Here is an 18,137-nt window from a genome sequence, read left to right as displayed (position 1 = left end):
CGCCGCGCCCACGAATGCCGCACCTCATGCGCGGGCGGCCCCGAGCAGCCGGCGCCGCCTCACGTCACGAATTCGGGAACAGCAGCCACATCCGGCCGACCTGCTTCATCCGGCCGGCCTGGTCGCCTGCGTCGTCACCGAGTCCCCAGAAATAGTCGGCCCGCACGCCGCCCTTGATCGCGGAGCCCGTATCCTGCGCGAACACGAGCCGGTTCATCGGCGTATTCGTCAGCGGACGCGTGGTCTGCAGGAACACGGGCGTGCCGAGCGGGATCGACGACGGATCGACCGCGATCGACCGCTCCGCCGTCAGCGGCACGCCGAGCGCGCCGATCGGGCCGTCCGCGCCGCCGTGCGGCGCGTCTTCCTTGGTCGGCATGTCGCGGAAGAACACGAACCGCGGATTCGTGTCGAGCAACGCATCGACGCGGTTCGGATTCGCCTTCGCCCACGCCTTGATACCCTGCATCGTCGCCTGTGCGGGCGTCAGCTCGCCGCGATCGAGCAACCACTTGCCGATCGAGCGGTACGGCTGGTTGTTGGTGCCGCCGAAGCCGACCCGCATCACCGAACCATCGTCGAGCAGCACGCGCCCCGAGCCCTGCACCTGCAGGAAGAACGCCTCGATCGGATCGTCGACCCACACGAGTTCGTTGCCGTTCAGGATGCCCGCGCGCTCGAGCTGCGCGCGCGCAGGCAGCGCGGCGCCCGCGCGATAACCGGCCGGCCAGCGATAGAGCGCGTATTGATACGGGCCGCGGCGCACGCGCGAGCCATGCAGCAGCGGCTCGTAATAGCCGGTCACGAGCCCGTCGAGCGTGCCGTCGGTGTTCGCGAGCTGGAACGGCGTGAAATACGTTTCGAAGAAGGTGCGTGCGCTGCTGACGTCGAGTTCGTCGAGCCGGTCGGCGGCCGCACAAGCGCGCTGCCAGGCCGGCTGGCGCGCTAGCCGCGCGCAGTTCTGCCGCAGCGCAGCCGTCGCGCCGAGCAGCGAATCGTCCTGCCAGCCCGGCACCTGCTGCCATGCAACCGGCGTGAGCCGCTTCGCGGCAACCTGCCCCGACACGATCGCCGTGCCGGTCGGCGGTTTCAGCGCAGACGTTCGCGTCGGCGCGCCGCCGCACGCTGCAAGCAGCGCCGCCGCCGCGGCCGCCGCAACCCAGCCGGCTAGCCGGGGCCCAAACCACATACAATGTCCGTTCTTGATGGAAACCGCCATGTCAGATTTTCTCGACCAATATCCGATGCTCATCTTCGCGCTCGAAGCCTTCGTAGCGCTTGCCCTGCTGATCTTCATCGTCGTGTGGACGTCGTCGGGCAGAAAGAAGCACGCCCGCAACAACGATCGCCAGCCGCGCTGACGCGCTCCGTACGCTCAATGCAGCGTGCGCGGCATGTGCAGCGCAAACTCGTCGACCGGTGCCTCGAAACGCTCGCCGTCCTCCGCCACGCAGAAGTACGCGCCACGCATCGTGCCGACCGGCGTCGCGATCACGGCCCAGCTCGTGTATTCGAAATGCTCGCCCGGCTGCAGCAGCGGCTGATGCCCGACGACGCCGAGCCCCTTCACTTCCTGCACGTGGCTCTCGCTGTCCGTGATGATCCAGTGACGCGCGATCAGCTGCGCCGCGACCTGCCCCGTGTTGCGGATCGTCAGCGTGTACGCGAATGCGTATTGACGGCGATCGGGGTCGGATTGTTCCGGCAAGTAGCTGGTTTTCACCGAAACGGTGAACTGATACTGACTCATGGTGTTTCCACTGGAGGGTGACTGTCCGTGCCGGCATGGGCGACGGGGCCGCGGACGCGCCGCTTTGGTTCGGCATTCTGCTTGATGCGGAATCGGGCCGCAACCGCACGGCCTGCCGCCGCGAGCCGGCCGCCGGGCGGTAGAATGTCGGTTTTGCGCCGCAACGTCCCCGCTCCCCCTGCCATGACCCAATTCCGCATCGCTCCCAGCATCCTGTCGGCCGATTTCGCACGGCTCGGCGAAGAAGTCCGCAACGTGGTCGCCGCCGGCGCCGACTGGATCCACTTCGACGTGATGGACAACCATTATGTGCCGAACCTGACGATCGGCCCGCTCGTGTGCGAAGCGATCCGCCCGCACGTGCAGGTGCCGATCGACGTGCACCTGATGGTACGCCCGGTCGACCGGATCGTGCCCGATTTTGCGAAGGCCGGTGCGAACCTGATCAGCTTCCACCCGGAAGGCTCCGATCACATCGACCGCACGCTGTCGCTGATCCGCGACCACGGCTGCAAGGCCGGCCTCGTATTCAACCCGGCCACGCCGCTGAACTACCTCGACCACGTGATGGACCGCCTCGACTTCGTGCTGCTGATGTCGGTCAACCCCGGCTTCGGCGGCCAGTCGTTCATTCCGGAAACGCTGAACAAGCTTCGCGAAGCACGCGCACGTATCGACGCGTACACCGAGCGCACGGGCCGCGAGATCCTGCTCGAGGTCGACGGCGGCGTGAAGACCGACAACATCGCGGAAATCGCGGCGGCCGGTGCCGACACCTTCGTCGCGGGTTCGGCGATCTTCGGCAAGCCCGACTACCGCAAGGTGATCGACGAGATGCGCGCCGCGCTCGCCACCGTCGAGCGGAGCTGACGCCGTGGCCGAATCGTCGCTCGCCGGCCGTGCGCCGGCCGGGGCCGCAACGAACGCCGCCCCGATCCGCTTCGCCGCGCCGCGCATCGACGCGGCGCTGATCGATCTCGACGGCACGATGGTCGACACGGCCGACGATTTCACGGCCGGCCTGAACGGGATGCTCGCGCGGCTCGACGCACCGGCCACGTCGCGCGACGAAGTGATCGGCTACGTCGGCAAGGGCTCCGAACACCTGATCCGGAGCGTGCTGAAGCCGCGCTTCCCGGCCGACGAGGCGCACGCGCGCTTCGACGACGCACTGGCGATCTACCAGACCGAATACGCGAAGATCAACGGCCGCCATACGCGCCTCTATCCGGACGTGGCCGCCGGTCTCGACGCGCTGCGCGCGGCCGGCATCCGGCTCGCGTGCGTGACGAACAAGCCGCACCGCTTCGCGGTCGAACTGCTCGAACAATACGGGCTGGCCGACTGCTTCGGCATCGTGCTCGGCGGCGACAGCGTCGCACGCAAGAAGCCCGACCCGCTGCCGATGCTGACGGCCTGCGACGCACTCGGCGTCGCGCCGGACGCGGCGGTCGCGATCGGCGACTCGGAAAACGATGCGCTGGCGGGCCGTGCGGCCGGGATGGCGACGCTGACGGTGCCGTACGGCTACAACCACGGCAAAGCTATACAAACGATAAATTCGGATGGTATAGTCGATTCGTTGCTGGTCGCAGCCCGCGCGATCACCGCGCACAACGCCGGCCGGCCAACCCTCTGATTATTTCTTCCATCCGCATGTTTCTGAATAAAAAACGGAGTCTGAGCAGCATCGACCGGGGAGCCTGGCCCTGGCGTCGCTGGTCGCGCTAACCTCTTCGATGAGGTACGCTGAAGCACGTCTTCAGCGCCGTTTTTTATCTCGCTGCGCATCCGCGCGCCGATCGTCGCACCACCTCGAGTTCCACCGCGTCCGAACGCTTGCGTTCAGGATCGGCCGCAGGCTCGCGACGTTCACGCCCGGACTGCCGGCCGGCAACAGGCACTTCTCGATCGACCGCCCTTTCGCCGACGGCAACCCGCGCAGCGTCAAGTGATCCCTGGCGCACGCGCCGCTCGTCCCGAACAGGACCGGAACATGACCGAACTCGAATTCCAATCGCTCGCGAACGAAGGCTACAACCGCATCCCGCTGATCGCGGAAGCCCTCGCCGATCTCGAAACGCCGCTGTCTCTCTACCTGAAGCTGGCCCAGCCCGAACGCGCGGGCGCCAACTCGTTCCTGCTCGAATCGGTGGTCGGCGGCGAACGCTTCGGCCGCTACTCGTTCATCGGCCTGCCCGCACGCACGCTCGTGCGCACCCGCAACGGCGTGTCGGAAGTCGTGCGCGACGGCCAGGTCGTCGAAACGCATGACGGCGACCCGTTCCAGTTCATCGAGTCGTTCCAGGCGCGCTTCAAGGTGGCGCAGCGTCCGGGCCTGCCGCGCTTCTGCGGCGGTCTCGCCGGCTACTTCGGCTACGACGCGGTGCGCTACATCGAGAAGAAGCTCGCAAACACCGCGCCGCGCGACGATCTCGGCCTGCCCGACATCCAGTTGCTGCTGACCGAGGAAGTCGCGGTAATCGACAACCTCGCCGGCAAGCTTTACCTGATCATCTATGCGGACCCGGGCCAGCCGGAAGCCTACGCGAAGGCGAAACAGCGCCTGCGCGAACTGAAGCAGCGCCTGCGCACGACCGTGCAGCCGCCCGTCACGTCGGCGAGCGTGCGCACCGAGACGTTCCGCGAGTTCAAGAAGGAAGACTATCTGGCCGCGGTGCGCCAGGCGAAGGAATACATCGCGGCCGGCGAGCTGATGCAGATCCAGGTCGGCCAGCGGCTGACCAAGCCGTACCGCGACAATCCGCTGTCGCTGTATCGCGCGCTGCGTTCGCTGAATCCGTCGCCGTACATGTACTACTACAACTTCGGTGATTTTCACGTGGTCGGCGCATCGCCGGAAATCCTCGTGCGCCAGGAAAAGCGCGGCGAAGACCAGATCGTCACGATTCGCCCGCTCGCCGGCACGCGACCGCGCGGCAACACGCCCGAGCGCGACGCGGAACTCGCGACCGAACTGCTCAACGATCCGAAGGAGATCGCCGAGCACGTGATGCTGATCGACCTCGCGCGCAACGACGTCGGCCGCATCGCGGAAATCGGCTCGGTGCAGGTGACCGACAAGATGGTCATCGAGAAGTACTCGCACGTGCAGCACATCGTCAGCTCGGTCGAAGGCAAGCTGAAGCCCGGCATGACGAACTACGACGTGCTGCGCGCGACGTTCCCGGCCGGCACGCTGTCCGGTGCGCCGAAGGTACGCGCGATGGAGCTGATCGACGAGCTCGAGCCGATCAAGCGCGGGCTGTACGGCGGCGCAGTCGGCTACCTGTCGTTCTCGGGCGAGATGGATCTCGCGATCGCGATCCGCACGGGCCTGATCCACAACGGCAACCTGTATGTGCAAGCGGCGGCCGGCGTCGTCGCGGATTCGGTGCCCGAATCCGAATGGCAAGAGACCGAGAACAAGGCGCGCGCAGTGCTGCGTGCGGCCGAACAGGTCCAGGACGGCCTCGATAGCGACTTCTGACCGGAGACTGACCATGCTGCTCATGATCGACAACTACGACTCGTTCACCTACAACCTGGTCCAGTACTTCGGCGAACTGGGCGAGGACGTGCACACGTACCGCAACGACGAAATCACGCTCGACGAGATCGCGCGCCTGAATCCCGACGCGATCTGCCTGTCGCCGGGCCCGAGCAACCCGCAGCACGCGGGCATCACGCTCGACGTGCTGCGCGAATTTTCGGGCAAGAAGCCGATCCTCGGCGTCTGCCTCGGCCACCAGGCGATCGGCGAGGCATTCGGCGGCCGCGTCGTGCGCGCGAAGACCATCATGCACGGCAAGGTGAGCCGGATCGAAACGGACTGCCGCGGCGTGTTCGCCGACCTGCCGAAGCATTTCGACGTCACGCGCTACCACTCGCTCGCGATCGAGCGCGAATCGCTGCCCGAATGCCTCGAGGTGTCCGCATGGACCGACGACGGCGAAATCATGGGCGTGCGCCACAAGACGCTGCCGGTCGAAGGCGTGCAGTTTCACCCGGAATCGATCCTGTCCGAGCACGGCCATGCGCTGCTCGAGAATTTCCTGAAGCAGGCCCGCGCCGCGGCCGCACAAGCCGCCTGACGGGAGCCTCATGATGACGATTACCCCGCAGGAAGCGCTGCAGCGCACGATCGAACACCGCGAGATCTTCCACGACGAGATGCTGCACCTGATGCGGCTCATCATGCGCGGCGACATGTCGCCCGTGATGGCTGCCGCGATCATCACCGGGCTGCGCGTGAAGAAGGAGACGATCGGCGAGATCGCCGCCGCCGCGACCGTGATGCGCGAATTCGCGAACCACGTCGACGTGCAGGACAACTCGAACTTCGTCGACATCGTCGGCACCGGCGGCGACGGCTCGCACACGTTCAACATCTCGACCGCGTCGATGTTCGTCACGGCGGCGGCCGGCGCGAAGGTCGCGAAGCACGGCAACCGCGGCGTGTCGAGCAAGTCCGGCAGCGCCGACGTGCTCGAGGCGCTCGGCGTGAACATCGACCTGCAGTCGGACCAGGTCGCCGCGTCGATCGCCGAAACGGGCATGGGCTTCATGTTCGCGCCGAACCATCACCCGGCGATGAAGAACATCGCGGCCGTGCGCCGCGAGCTCGGCGTGCGCACGATCTTCAACATCCTCGGCCCGCTGACCAATCCGGCCGGCGCGCCGAACCAGTTGATGGGCGTGTTCCACCCCGACCTCGTCGGCATCCAGGTGCGCGTGATGCAGCGCCTCGGCGCGCAGCACGTGCTCGTCGTGTACGGCAAGGACGGGATGGACGAGGTGTCGCTCGGCGCCGCGACGCTCGTCGGCGAATTGCGCGACGGCAAGGTGCACGAATACGAGATCCATCCGGAGGACTTCGGCCTGCAGATGGTGTCGAACCGCACGCTGAAGGTGGAAAATGCCGAAGAATCGCGCACGATGCTGCTCGGCGCACTGGACAACCAGCCGGGCGTCGCCCGCGAGATCGTCACGCTGAACTCGGGCACCGCGCTCTATGCGGCGAACGTCGCCGAATCGATCGCGGACGGCATCCAGCTCGCCCGCGAAGCGATCGCGAGCGGCAAGGCGCGCGCGAAAGTCGACGAACTCGTGCGCTTCACGCAGCAGTTCAAGCGCTGACTCCCCTTACGACTCAAGCAGGAACCCACATGAGCGACATTCTCGACCGAATCATCGCCGTCAAGCGCGAAGAAGTCGCGGCGGCCATGCGCAGCACGCCGCTCGAGGCACTGAAGCTGGACGCATCCGCGCGCGACCTGCGCGACTTCGTCGGTGCGCTGCGTGCGAAGCACGCGGCCGGCGATGCCGCCGTGATCGCCGAAATCAAGAAGGCAAGCCCGTCGAAGGGCGTGCTGCGCGAGCATTTCGTGCCGGCCGACATCGCGCGCTCGTATGCGGCGCATGGCGCCGCGTGCCTGTCGGTGCTGACCGACGAGCAGTTCTTCCAGGGCAGCGTCCGCTACCTCGAAGAGGCGCGCGCAGCCTGCGCGCTGCCCGTGCTGCGCAAGGACTTCATCGTCGACGCATATCAGATCCTCGAGGCGCGCGCGATGGGCGCCGACGCGATCCTGCTGATCGCCGCCGCGCTCGACACGCCGCTGATGCAGGATCTCGAAGCGTATGCGCACTCGCTCGGCCTCGCGGTGCTGGTCGAAGTGCACGACCGCAACGAGATGGAGCAGGCGTTGACGCTCAAGACGCCGCTGCTCGGCATCAACAACCGCAACCTGCGCACGTTCGAGACGTCGATCCAGACCACGCTCGACATGCTCGACATGATTCCGCCGGACCGCATCGTCGTGACCGAATCGGGCATCCTGTCGCGCATCGACGTCGACACGATGCGCGCGGCGAACGTGAACACGTTCCTCGTCGGCGAAGCGTTCATGCGCGCCGACCAGCCGGGCGAGGAACTCGCGCGGATGTTCTTCTGATGGCGATCGAAAAGGAAATCAAGCTCGCGCTGCCGGCCGGCCAGGCCGATGCCGCGCGGCGCTTCTTCGAGACGCTGACCGGCGAACCCGGTCAAGACATCACGCTCGCGAATGTCTATTACGACACGCCCGATCTCGCGCTGGCCCGCTCGAAGAGCGCGGTGCGCGTGCGCCGCACGCCGCACGGCTGGTTGCAGACGTTCAAGACGGTCGGCAGCGCGGAAGGCGGCCTGCATCGCCGCCACGAATGGGAACTGCCGGTGGCCGGCGACGCGCTCGAGATCGATGCGCTCGTCGCGGCCTGCGACGTGCCGGAAGCCGCCGCAGCGCTGAGCGACGCGGCCGGCGCGCTGTCCGCGCTGTTCCGCACGGATTTTTCGCGTACGCTGTGGCGCATCGCAATCGGCGGCGCAACCGTCGAAGCCGCGGTGGACCTCGGCGAAATCGTCGTCCAGGCGGAACACGAAACGCGCCGCGAACCGATCAGCGAAATCGAACTCGAACTGATCGACGGCCCGGAAGCGGCGCTCGCGACGCTCGCCGCCGAACTGCAGCAGGCGCTGCCGGGCCTCGCTCCCGAAAACATCAGCAAGGCGCAGCGCGGCTACCGGCTGCGCGCGCAATAAACACGCATCACGCATGGCAACCCGCAAGACTTCCCGCGCGCCGCAACAGGCGTCGCTGTTCGATGATCCCGTGCCGGAAACGGCACCGGCCGATATTCCGTCCCCGGTTTCCGCGTCGCCCGCGGCCGGGCGCAAGCCCGCTAGGAAAGCCGCCGCGCCGGCCCCGGCCGCCACGGCGCCGAAGCCCGTTGCCGCCGACGTCCCGCACCTCGCCGCGCAATTCGACGCGCTGCCGGCCGTCTGGCGCGACGTGCTGAAACCGTTTACCGACAGCGACGCGTACGCGCCGCTGTGCCGCTTCGTCGACGACGAGCGTGCGGCCGGCAAGACGGTCTACCCGACCGACGTGTTCCGCGCGCTGCGCCTCACGAGCCCGGACGACGTGAAGGTCGTGATCCTCGGCCAGGACCCGTACCACGGCGACGATCGCGGCACGCCGCAGGCGCACGGCCTCGCGTTCTCGGTGCCGCCAGCCGTCCGCACGCCGCCGTCGCTGCGCAACATCTTCAAGGAAATCGCCGCGAACTTCGGTCACGACACGCCGCGCCACGGCTGCCTCGACACGTGGGCGCGCCAGGGCGTGCTGCTGCTCAACACCGTGCTGACGGTCGAGCGCGGCGCGGCCGCGAGCCACGCGAAGCGCGGCTGGGAGCAATGCACGGACACGCTGATCCGCGAACTCGCCGGCCGCCATCGCGGGCTCGTCTTCATGCTGTGGGGCGCGCACGCGCAGGCGAAGCGCGCACTGTTCGACACGAGTGCGCATTGCGTGCTCGAGGCGCCGCATCCGTCGCCGCTGTCCGCGCACCGCGGCTTCCTCGGCTGCCGCCATTTCACGCTCGCGAACGACTATCTGGTCGAAGCAGGCCGCGAACCGATCGACTGGCGCCTGCCGGAAGCGGCCGAGACGCTCGCGTAACGGTCGAGCCGGTTCTGTCGCCGGCCAAAATGCAAAAACGCCGCGCCCCTTCAGGGACGCGGCGTTTTTTTCTGGCGATGCAGCGGGTGCGTCGCACCCGCATCGACCTTACGCGGCAGCGATCGCTTCGCGTGCGCTGGCGAGCGCGGCGCTCTGCGCATCCGGGCCGAGGTTCAGGCCTTCCGCGAAGATGAAGCTCACGTCGGTCATGCCAACGAAGCCGAGGAACGTGCGCAGGTACGGCGTCTGGCTGTCGTTCGGCGTACCGGCGTACTTGCCGCCGCGGGCCGTCACCACGTGGACCTTCTTGCCCTTGATCAGGCCTTCCGGACCGTTCTCGGTGTAGCGGAACGTGACGCCTGCGCGTGCGATCCAGTCGAAGTACGTCTTCAGTTGCGACGAGATGCCGAAGTTGTACATCGGCGCGCCGATCACGATGATGTCGGCGGCTTGCAGCTCGGCGATCAGTGCATCGCTCTTCGCGACGATCGCATTCTGCTCCGCGCTGCGCTGGTCGGCCGGCGTGAAGAACGCGCCGAGCACCGATTCGTCGAGGTGCGGCAGCGCGTCGGCCAGCAGGTCGCGAACCACGACCTTCGCGCCGGGGTTCGATTGTTGCAGCTTTGCCGTCAGTTCGTTGGCCAGCAGCGTGGATTGCGCGCCTTGCGAACGCGCAGCGGAATTGATTTGCAGAATGGTCGTCATGTCATGCTCCGGTTGGGTTGCGCTTCGGTAGCGCGAGTGACGCCATTGTGCGTGGCCGCATTTGCCGGAAAAAGCGGGTTCAGGGCGACGGATTGTTGCAGCAGCAGAACAATCCTCGATCGCGCCCCGATTGCCGCTGCCGTGCACTCAGCCCTTCAGCCAGGCTTCCCGGGCCTTCGATGCCGCGGCCGGCTTCGCGGCCGACGTCAGCCGGTAGCGCGTGATCTCCGGACCGTCGAGCTTCAGTTTCGCGGTACGCAGCTCGTCGCGGCGAAACGCGTGAACCTCGACCTTGTCGCCCGGCCGGTAGCGCGCGAGCAGCGCATCGAGGTTGGTGCCAGTGACGCGCAGCCCGTCGACCGCAATCAGCGTGTCGCCGGCCGACAGCCCCGCGCGATGCGCGGCGCCGCCTTCATAGACAGCCGCGAACGTGCAGTCCGCGCCGCCGCGCAAGCGCGCACCGATCGTCGGCTTCGCGGCCGCGCCATTCGCGATATCCGGCGCGAGCGTCACGCCGAACGGCGCGAGCAGCTCGCCGAGCGGCAGGTCGCGCGTGCCGTGCACGGCGTCGGCGAACAGGCGGCCGAGCGCGACGCCCGTCGCCTCTTCGATCAGCGTCTCGACTTCGTCTTCCGCGACGCCCGCCTGCTTGCCGCGATAGAAATCGCGCCCGTAGCGTTGCCACAGCAGGCGCATCACGTCGTCGAGCGACTTCCGGTTGCGCGTCTGCGCGCGGATCGCGAGATCGAACGCGAGCGCGACGAGCGAACCCTTCGTGTAGTAGCTGACGATCGCGTTGGTCGCGTTCTCGTCCTGGCGGTAGTACTTGATCCACGCGTCGAACGAGCTTTCCGCGACGCTCTGCTTGAGTCGCCCAGTGCCGCGCAGCACACCGCCGATCGTGCGGCCGAGCGCCGCGAAATATTCGTCCTGCGACATCAGCCCGCTGCGCACCAGCATCAGGTCGTCGTAATACGACGTGAAGCCTTCGAACAGCCACAGCAGCGACGTGTAATTCTCGCGCGTCAGGTCGTACGGCACGAACGCCGCCGGCTTGATGCGCTTCACGTTCCACGTATGGAAGTACTCGTGGCTGCACAGGCCGAGATAGGTGCGATAGCCTTCGGTCGTCTCGGGCCGCCCCTTCACCGGCAGGTCGGTGCGGTTGCAGATCAGTGCGGTCGATGTGCGATGCTCGAGGCCGCCGTAGCCGTCGCTGACCGCGAGCGTCATGAACACGTAGCGGTCCATCGGCGCCTTCTTCGACTTCGGCTCGAACAACGCGATCTGCGCCTCGCACACGCGCTTCAGGTCGGTACGCAGCCGCTCCAGGTCGAGCTGCGTCACGCGCCCCGCGACCACGATGTCGTGCGGCACGCCGTGCGCGTCGAACGTCGCGAGCGCGAATTCGCCGATCGTCACCGGATGGTCGGAAAGCTCGTCGTAGTTCGCTGCGCGATACGCACCGAAGCCGTAGCGCTTCGTGCCGCGCGCCTCGGGCAGCGCGGTGCCGACGCGCCACGCGCGGAATGCCGCGCCGGACGGCTTCGCGATGTCGACTTCGCACGGCGCGTCCTCGCGGCCGGCGACGCTCAGGAACACGGCCGTCGCATTGAAGAAGCCGCCCGATTCGTCGAGATACGCAGAGCGCACCGACAGGTCCCATGCATACACGTCGTAGCGCAGCGTCAGCGCGCCGGTCACGGGCGCGGCCTGCCACGTATGCTTGTCGGTCTTCGCGATCCGCACCTTGCGGCCTGCGTCGTTGAACGCGCCGAGCGTCACGATGTTGCGCGCGAACTCGCGCACGAGGTAGCTGCCCGGAATCCACACCGGCAGCGAGAAGCGCTGGCCTTCGGGGTCGGGGTCGGCGACCGTCACCGACACTTCGAACAGGTGCGCGGCAAGATCTTTCGGGACAATCGAATAACGGATCGGCTGGGTCATCGTGGCAATCGGTCGAATACGGCGGCGAAAACGAAGAGAGGCGCCGGCAGATCATGCGGGCGCCCCTCGCTGGCCGGGCCACGTGGCCCGGCGTGTCGGTCGGTTACTTGCTCGAGGCGAGCGCCTGGTTGAGCTGGTCGGCCGATACCGCGCCCGGCAGGCGGCGGCCGTCCGGCAGGAAGATCGTCGGCGTGCCGGTGACGTTCATCCCGCGGCCGAGCGCGAGGTTCTTGTCGAGCGCGCTGGTATCGCAGGTACCGGCGCCGGACGGCGCACGGTGATCGAGCATCCAGCCCTGCCAGGTTTTCGCGCGGTCGGTCGCGCACCAGATCGCCTTCGACTTCGCGGTCGAATCCGGCGACAACACCGGGTACAGGAACGTGTAGACGGTGACGTTGTCGACCGACTGCAGCGTCGTCTCGAGCTTCTTGCAGTACGGGCAGTTCGGATCGGAGAACACCGCGATCTTGCGTGCGCCGTTGCCCTTGACGACCTTGATCGCATTCGCGAACGGCAGGCTCGCGAAGTCGATCTTGTTGATTTCGGACAGGCGTGCGTCGGTCAGGTTCTTGTGCGTCTTGGTGTCGACGAGGTCGCCGAGCAGCACGTAGTCGCCCGCCGCGTCGCTATAGATGATCTGCGAGCCGAGGTTCACTTCGTAAAGGCCCGCGACCGGCGATTTCGACACGCTCTTGATCGGCGCGTCGTTGCCGAGTCGGGCCTGCAGCGTGGCTTTCAGCTTATCGGTGGTCTGGTCGGCCTGCGCGGTGCAGCCCAGCGTCGCCATCGTGACGGCCAGCGCCAGCGACGCGATCCGGATCGTTTTTTTCATCGAAATCTTCCTTCAGCTCAATCGGTATGCACGGCACAGTGTACGCCGTAACGGAACCGAGTCCGACCGGCGAATCGGCCGAAGGTTCGATCAGCCGAGCGCGGCCGACACGAGCCAGCGCTTCACGAGCGGCTGCGCGCCGACGAACGCCATGCCCGCGTTGCGCACGGCCTTCGCGAGCGGGCCCGGCACCGCGAACAGCCGCTGCAGGCCGTCGGTCGCGACCATCAGCGCGCGGATGTCCTCGCGGCGCGAACGCTCGTAGCGGCGCAGCAGCACCGTATCGCCCAGATTGCGGAAGCTTTCCTTGCCGGCGATCGCGTCGGCGAGCGCCGCGACGTCGCGCAGGCCGAGGTTCATCCCCTGCCCCGCGAGCGGGTGGATCAGGTGCGCGGCATCGCCGACGAGCGCGACGCGCGGCGCGATCAGCTTGTCGACCGTCTGCAACGCCAGCGGGAAGCCGGCGGCCGGCGTCACGCATTCGAGCGTGCCGACCTGGCCATGCGACACGCGCTCGACCTCGGCCGCGAGCTGCGCCGGATCGAGTGCGAGCAGTTCGTCCGCATGCGCGGTGTGCGCGGACCATACCAGCGACACGTGGCCGTCCGGCAACGGCAGCAGCGCAACGATCTCGCCTTCGTGGAACCACTGGTAAGCCGTCTCGCGGTGCGGCAGCGACGCCTTGAAGTTCGCGACGACGCCCGTCTGCCGGTAGTCGCGCCGTTCTACTTTGGCCCCCATTTGGGACCGTACCCACGAATGCGCGCCGTCCGCGCCGACGACGAGGTCGGCTTCGAGCACCTGCCCCGACGACAGCGTGAGCACGGCCGCATCGTCGCGCACGTCGAAGCCCTGCGCACGCGCATCGAACCACGTGAGGTTCGGCTGGAACCGCAGCGCGGCATCGAGCGACGTCTCGACCAGCGACGATTCGGCGATCCACGCGAGCTGCGGCACGGAGGCCTGGTACGCGGAGAAATGCAGTTCGGCGTGCGCATCGCCGTACACACGCATGTCGTAAACAGGCGCGAGCCGGCCGTGGTCGAGCGCCTGCCAGACCCGCAGCCGCTCGAGCAAGGCCTGCGAACTGGACGACAGCGCGTACACGCGCGTGTCGAACGCGAGATCGGCGGGGCGCGGCGTGGCCGGCTGGGCAAGCAAGGCAGTCTTGTAGCCGGACTGGGTCAGCGCGAGCGCGGCCGTCTTGCCGACGAGCCCGCCGCCGACCACGGCGACGTCGAAGGAGTGGTGGGCAGTCATGGCGGGCATTATAGCCGTGGGGCCAAACCCTTACGCGGCCGGACTTTGCGGGAAATCAGCAGAATCGCAGGTGGACGCGGCGGCGCGGCGGCCCGCCGCATCGACCGATCGGCGCAAGCCCGGAAACCGGGGCGTCGGCACGGTACAATAGCGCCTTTGACCGTCGGCTCGACGCGCCCCAAGCGCCGGCCGCCCTTTTTCCCGCGCCGCCGTGCCCTGTCCGGCCGCGCCGCTTTACCCGTTCGAAGGATTCCATGAGCCTCAAATGCGGCATCGTCGGCTTGCCCAACGTCGGCAAGTCCACCCTGTTCAATGCGCTGACCAAGGCCGGCATCGCCGCCGAGAACTACCCGTTCTGCACGATCGAGCCGAACGTCGGCATCGTCGAAGTGCCCGATACGCGCCTGAAGGCGCTCGCGGAGATCATCAACCCCGAGCGTGTCGTGCCGGCCGTCGTCGAATTCGTCGACATCGCCGGCCTCGTCGCGGGCGCGAGCAAGGGTGAAGGCCTCGGCAACCAGTTCCTCGCGAACATCCGCGAAACCGATGCGATCACGCACGTCGTGCGCTGCTTCGAGGACGAGAACGTCATTCACGTCGCCGGCAAGGTCAGCCCGATCGACGACATCGAGGTGATCAACACCGAACTCGCGCTCGCCGACCTCGGCACCGTCGAGAAGGCGCTCACGCGCTATTCGAAGGCCGCGAAGTCGGGCAACGACAAGGAAGCGGCCAAGCTCGTCGCGGTGCTCGACAAGGTGCGCGCGCAGCTCGACCAGGGCAAGGCCGTGCGCGGCCTCGCGCTGTCGGACGACGAAGAGGCGCTGCTCAAGCCGTTCTGCCTGATCACCGCGAAGCCGGCGATGTATGTGGCCAACGTGAAGGACGACGGTTTCGAGAACAATCCGCACCTCGATGCGGTGCGCAAGTACGCGGAGAGCGAGAATGCGCCGGTGGTCGCCGTGTGCGCGGCGATCGAGGCGGAAATCGCCGATCTCGACGATGCGGACAAGGAAGCATTCCTCGCCGACATGGGCATGGAAGAGCCGGGCCTCGACCGCGTGATCCGCGCGGGCTTCAAGCTGCTCGGCCTGCAGACTTACTTCACCGCGGGCGTGAAGGAAGTGCGCGCGTGGACGATCCATACCGGCGACACGGCGCCGCAGGCGGCCGGCGTGATCCACACCGACTTCGAGCGCGGCTTCATCCGCGCGCAGACGATCGCGTTCGACGACTTCATCGCCTACAAGGGTGAACAGGGCGCGAAGGAAGCCGGCAAGATGCGCGCGGAAGGGAAGGAATATGTCGTGCACGATGGCGACGTGATGAACTTCCTGTTCAACGTCTGAGCGTATCAACCGACGCTGTTTCGTGCAGTGTCACAGAAACCCGGAAAGGCCCGCGAGCAGCGGGCCTTTCTTTATTCCCAAGCGACTCATGAAGGTTTGCGGGAAGCGCTCGCCGACAATTTTTTCGTCATTTCCTTCGTCGCCGCCGTCGCGCAGATCGCCTGTGCTGCAGGACGCATCGAACCGTCGCCCCATGCTTTGCGCGCCGATTTTTCGCATGATGTGTCGCGCGCCTTCTTCCACTTTGCGATCCGCACATCGAGCGCCTTCTTGCGCTGTGGCTGCTGATTCACCTGCTTGTCGACAACCTGCTGCAATTCTCGCTCGGCGACGAGTTGATCGCGCCACGCACAGAAATTCATGCTTGTCTGATTCGAATCGCAGTCGCTGAGCAGCGCGTCGACCTCGCTCGCCGGCAAACCGCTGCGTGCCGCTATCTCATCGGCCGGCGTCTGGCCGGCAAACACACTCACCGACGCCAGCACGAACAACCCGATCATGGCCCTTCTCACTGCGCCCCCTGCTGTGGCTGGAACGGCGCCGATTCGAGCCGACGCCGGTTGACAAGGCCGGTCGAACGAACAGGTGCCAGGCGGCGCCCATTCGCGTCTCGCGGATGAATCCAGACACGCTGATTCATGTGCGACACCACGCCAGCGTCGTTGCTCTGATTCGCGGAACGGAGCGCGGCCAGTGCGCCAGTGTTGCCGGCATTGTAGGTATAGCTGACGAGTTCGTCGAATTGCAACTGCGTCAATTGCCGAGTCGGGACATGGCGTCGCACGGCGGCCTCCGCCCGGCCGACACGGACCGCGAGTTGCGCATTCACTTGCACCGGCGTAACCGGCCTCCGCAGTTCTTCCGGGGTGCACGGCCCGGTATGAGCAAGCGTCCCGACGCCATAGGTACAGTTGTTCGCCTGATCGTTGTAGTACGCCATGACCGCGCTTTCCCGCAGACGCAGTTCAGCCCAACCCGCTTCACTCAACCGCATGTTCTCATTCGCCATCTGCCACCCTCCCGGCACGACCGCTGATCGCGCGTCGATTTCATCATTCACTTCGGTTGTCGAAGTGATCAATGTATGAAGTTGCCGTCGTCGATGAAATCAGACGAATTCGATTTTTGCGACTCCAAATTTCAACGCCGCGCCCTATTGCCGACCGCCCGGGGTTGCCACGGGTAAGTGCATCCGTTTACCTCGACAAAACAAATGGCCCGACCGGCTAACGCCGATCGGGCCACGTTCATGACAGGCGGCTCACCGCCATGCCGTCACATCACTCCATCACGTCGCCGACACCCGCCGCCCCGCATCCGCCTGCGCATCGCGGCCGCGCTTGTTCAGCCACGACGCCAACAACACGATCAACGCCAGCACGGCCGTCGCACCGACTTCCATCCGGTGCGCCTCGCTGACGAACATCACGGTCAGCGTGCCGCAGATGAACAGGATCACGGCCCACGTGAGCCACGGGAACATCCACATCCGCAGCGTCAGGTCGGCGCCGCTCGATTCGAGCGTCTTGCGCATCCGCAGCTGCGAGATCGCGATCACGAGATACACGAGCAGCGCGATCGCGCCCGACGTCGCGAGCAGGAAGCCGAACACCTGCTCCGGCATCAGGTAGTTCGCGATCACGGTCACGAAGCCGAATGCCGTCGACGCGAGCACGGCCGCACGCGGCGTGCCGGTCGAATCGGTGCGATGCAGGAACGCAGGCGCGTCCTTGCGCTTCGACAGCGAGAACAGCATCCGCGACGCCGTGTACAGCGCCGAATTCAGGCAGCTCGCGACCGACACGAGCACGATCACGTCGATGATCGCCTTCGCGTTCGGGATGCCGATCAGCTCCATCGCGCGCTGATACGAGCCGTGCTTCGGCAGCAGCGGGTCGTTCCACGGCACGATGGCCGCGACGACGAGAATCGAGCCGAGATAGAACAGCGTGATGCGCCAGATCACCGAGTTCGTCGCACGCACGATCTGGCGCTGCGGGTTGTCCGATTCGGCGGCCGCGATCGTCACGATCTCGGTGCCGAGGAACGAGAACATCGTCGTCAGCATCGCCGCCAGCACCGCACCAGCGCCGTTCGGCATGAAGCCCTGATGCGCAAACAGGTTCGACACGCCCGATACGGCCGGCGCCGGAATGATCCCGACGATCGCCGCGCCGCCGATGCACAGGAACACGACGATCGCGACGACCTTGATCAGCGCGAACCAGAATTCGAATTCGCCGTAGTTCTTGACGGAAAAGAGGTTGGTGACGGTGAGCAGCAGCGTGATGCCGAGCGCGAAGATCCAGGTCGCGATGCCCGGGAACCATGCATTGAGGATGGTTGCCGCAGCCGTTGCCTCGATCGGGATCACGAGCACCCAGAACCACCAGTACAGCCAGCCGATCGAGAAGCCGGCCCAGTGGCCGATCGCGCGATCGGCATAGGTCGAGAACGACCCGCTGTCCGGATGCGCGACGGCCATCTCGCCGAGCATGCGCATCACCAGGACGACCAGCACGCCCGCGATCGCATACGCGAGTATCGACGCCGGACCGGCTTCCGCGATTGCGTGGCCGGAGCCGACGAACAAGCCCGCGCCGATGACGCCGGCAATCGACATCATCGTCACGTGACGCTGCTTCAGGCCCGTGCCGAGGCCTGTGTTGCTTCCACTCATCTGTCTCTCTCCAAAAAACGGTTCCGGTACGACCGGGTGTCGCGTGAAGGCGGCGCGGGGAGTTGTCGTTCTTGAGCCGGGCCAGGCACGGCGCCTGCATTGCATGCAGGCCCGA

General features: G+C 66.6%; 19 protein-coding genes. 10 read left to right on the top strand and 9 right to left on the bottom strand.

What is annotated here, in order from left to right; all coding sequences use genetic code 11:
* Positions 1-64 precede the first annotated feature (64 nt).
* Positions 65-1,189 carry a murein transglycosylase A gene (mltA, locus tag MRS60_RS02455; RefSeq protein ID WP_243565171.1) on the bottom strand — a complete coding sequence of 375 codons (1,125 nt, stop codon included), beginning with the start codon at positions 1,187-1,189 and terminating at the stop codon, positions 65-67.
* A 28-nt stretch (positions 1,190-1,217) separates the two neighbouring features.
* On the opposite strand from mltA, the gene MRS60_RS02450 reads away from it, so the two are divergent.
* Positions 1,218-1,361: a hypothetical protein gene (locus MRS60_RS02450; protein ID WP_014898203.1), complete on the top strand. Its 144-nt coding sequence runs from the start codon at positions 1,218-1,220 to the stop codon at positions 1,359-1,361.
* A 14-nt stretch (positions 1,362-1,375) separates the two neighbouring features.
* Here MRS60_RS02450 and apaG read toward each other — a convergent pair whose 3' ends face one another.
* A complete protein-coding gene (gene apaG, locus MRS60_RS02445) occupies positions 1,376-1,750 on the bottom strand; it encodes a Co2+/Mg2+ efflux protein ApaG (RefSeq protein WP_034183732.1) in 375 nt (124 codons plus the stop codon).
* A gap of 183 nt (positions 1,751-1,933) precedes the next feature.
* Here apaG and rpe point away from each other — a divergent pair, with 183 nt between their 5' ends.
* The 8 genes from rpe to MRS60_RS02405 all read left to right on the top strand — a co-directional run bounded on the left by rpe (position 1,934) and on the right by MRS60_RS02405 (position 9,249).
* Positions 1,934-2,620 (top strand): ribulose-phosphate 3-epimerase, encoded by a 687-nt coding sequence (gene rpe / locus MRS60_RS02440; protein ID WP_011883156.1) that lies wholly within the window; start codon positions 1,934-1,936, stop codon positions 2,618-2,620.
* Between the two features lie 4 nt (positions 2,621-2,624).
* A complete protein-coding gene (locus tag MRS60_RS02435) occupies positions 2,625-3,389 on the top strand; it encodes a phosphoglycolate phosphatase (RefSeq protein WP_175750181.1) in 765 nt (254 codons plus the stop codon).
* A 357-nt stretch (positions 3,390-3,746) separates the two neighbouring features.
* Positions 3,747-5,240, top strand: a complete 1,494-nt coding sequence (trpE, locus tag MRS60_RS02430; RefSeq protein ID WP_105392259.1) for an anthranilate synthase component I — start codon at positions 3,747-3,749, stop codon at positions 5,238-5,240.
* Between the two features lie 13 nt (positions 5,241-5,253).
* Positions 5,254-5,844 carry an aminodeoxychorismate/anthranilate synthase component II gene (locus MRS60_RS02425; protein WP_243565170.1) on the top strand — a complete coding sequence of 197 codons (591 nt, stop codon included), beginning with the start codon at positions 5,254-5,256 and terminating at the stop codon, positions 5,842-5,844.
* A 13-nt stretch (positions 5,845-5,857) separates the two neighbouring features.
* Positions 5,858-6,889: an anthranilate phosphoribosyltransferase gene (gene trpD / locus MRS60_RS02420; RefSeq protein WP_034183751.1), complete on the top strand. Its 1,032-nt coding sequence runs from the start codon at positions 5,858-5,860 to the stop codon at positions 6,887-6,889.
* Positions 6,890-6,918: 29 nt separating this feature from the next.
* Positions 6,919-7,704, top strand: coding sequence for an indole-3-glycerol phosphate synthase TrpC (trpC, locus tag MRS60_RS02415; RefSeq protein ID WP_034183727.1), 786 nt, complete (start codon positions 6,919-6,921; stop codon positions 7,702-7,704).
* The gene (locus MRS60_RS02410; protein ID WP_175750182.1) at positions 7,704-8,330 is read left to right on the top strand and encodes a CYTH domain-containing protein; all 627 of its coding nucleotides are present in this window, start codon (positions 7,704-7,706) and stop codon (positions 8,328-8,330) included. Before trpC ends, MRS60_RS02410 begins: the two co-directional genes overlap by 1 nt.
* A gap of 13 nt (positions 8,331-8,343) precedes the next feature.
* The gene (locus MRS60_RS02405; protein WP_243565169.1) at positions 8,344-9,249 is read left to right on the top strand and encodes a uracil-DNA glycosylase; all 906 of its coding nucleotides are present in this window, start codon (positions 8,344-8,346) and stop codon (positions 9,247-9,249) included.
* 108 nt (positions 9,250-9,357) lie between these two features.
* Here the strand turns inward: MRS60_RS02405 and MRS60_RS02400 are convergent, their stop codons facing one another.
* From MRS60_RS02400 to MRS60_RS02385, 4 genes are all read right to left on the bottom strand, one after another.
* Positions 9,358-9,954 (bottom strand): FMN-dependent NADH-azoreductase, encoded by a 597-nt coding sequence (locus MRS60_RS02400; protein WP_072443039.1) that lies wholly within the window; start codon positions 9,952-9,954, stop codon positions 9,358-9,360.
* 147 nt (positions 9,955-10,101) lie between these two features.
* Positions 10,102-11,901, bottom strand: coding sequence for a M61 family metallopeptidase (locus MRS60_RS02395; protein ID WP_243565168.1), 1,800 nt, complete (start codon positions 11,899-11,901; stop codon positions 10,102-10,104).
* 103 nt (positions 11,902-12,004) lie between these two features.
* Positions 12,005-12,733, bottom strand: a complete 729-nt coding sequence (locus tag MRS60_RS02390) for a DsbC family protein (protein WP_034183722.1) — start codon at positions 12,731-12,733, stop codon at positions 12,005-12,007.
* 90 nt (positions 12,734-12,823) lie between these two features.
* Positions 12,824-14,002, bottom strand: coding sequence for a UbiH/UbiF family hydroxylase (locus MRS60_RS02385; protein ID WP_174417273.1), 1,179 nt, complete (start codon positions 14,000-14,002; stop codon positions 12,824-12,826).
* Positions 14,003-14,247: 245 nt separating this feature from the next.
* On the opposite strand from MRS60_RS02385, the gene ychF reads away from it, so the two are divergent.
* Positions 14,248-15,342, top strand: a complete 1,095-nt coding sequence (gene ychF / locus MRS60_RS02380) for a redox-regulated ATPase YchF (RefSeq protein WP_243565167.1) — start codon at positions 14,248-14,250, stop codon at positions 15,340-15,342.
* Positions 15,343-15,428: 86 nt separating this feature from the next.
* On the opposite strand, the gene MRS60_RS02375 is transcribed toward ychF, so the two are convergent.
* The 3 genes from MRS60_RS02375 to gabP all read right to left on the bottom strand — a co-directional run bounded on the left by MRS60_RS02375 (position 15,429) and on the right by gabP (position 18,022).
* Positions 15,429-15,842 (bottom strand): lysozyme inhibitor LprI family protein, encoded by a 414-nt coding sequence (locus MRS60_RS02375; RefSeq protein ID WP_432207828.1) that lies wholly within the window; start codon positions 15,840-15,842, stop codon positions 15,429-15,431.
* A gap of 8 nt (positions 15,843-15,850) precedes the next feature.
* Positions 15,851-16,351, bottom strand: a complete 501-nt coding sequence (locus tag MRS60_RS02370; protein ID WP_243565595.1) for a lysozyme — start codon at positions 16,349-16,351, stop codon at positions 15,851-15,853.
* A 279-nt stretch (positions 16,352-16,630) separates the two neighbouring features.
* Positions 16,631-18,022 carry a GABA permease gene (gene gabP, locus MRS60_RS02365; protein ID WP_105392250.1) on the bottom strand — a complete coding sequence of 464 codons (1,392 nt, stop codon included), beginning with the start codon at positions 18,020-18,022 and terminating at the stop codon, positions 16,631-16,633.
* Between the last annotated feature and the right edge of the window lie 115 nt (positions 18,023-18,137).

Origin of the sequence: Burkholderia pyrrocinia (assembly GCF_022809715.1) — a bacterium.
GTDB lineage: Bacteria > Pseudomonadota > Gammaproteobacteria > Burkholderiales > Burkholderiaceae > Burkholderia > Burkholderia pyrrocinia_C.
The sequence above is the reverse complement of the archived record's forward strand: the minus strand, read 5'-3'. Positions and strand labels throughout refer to the sequence as shown.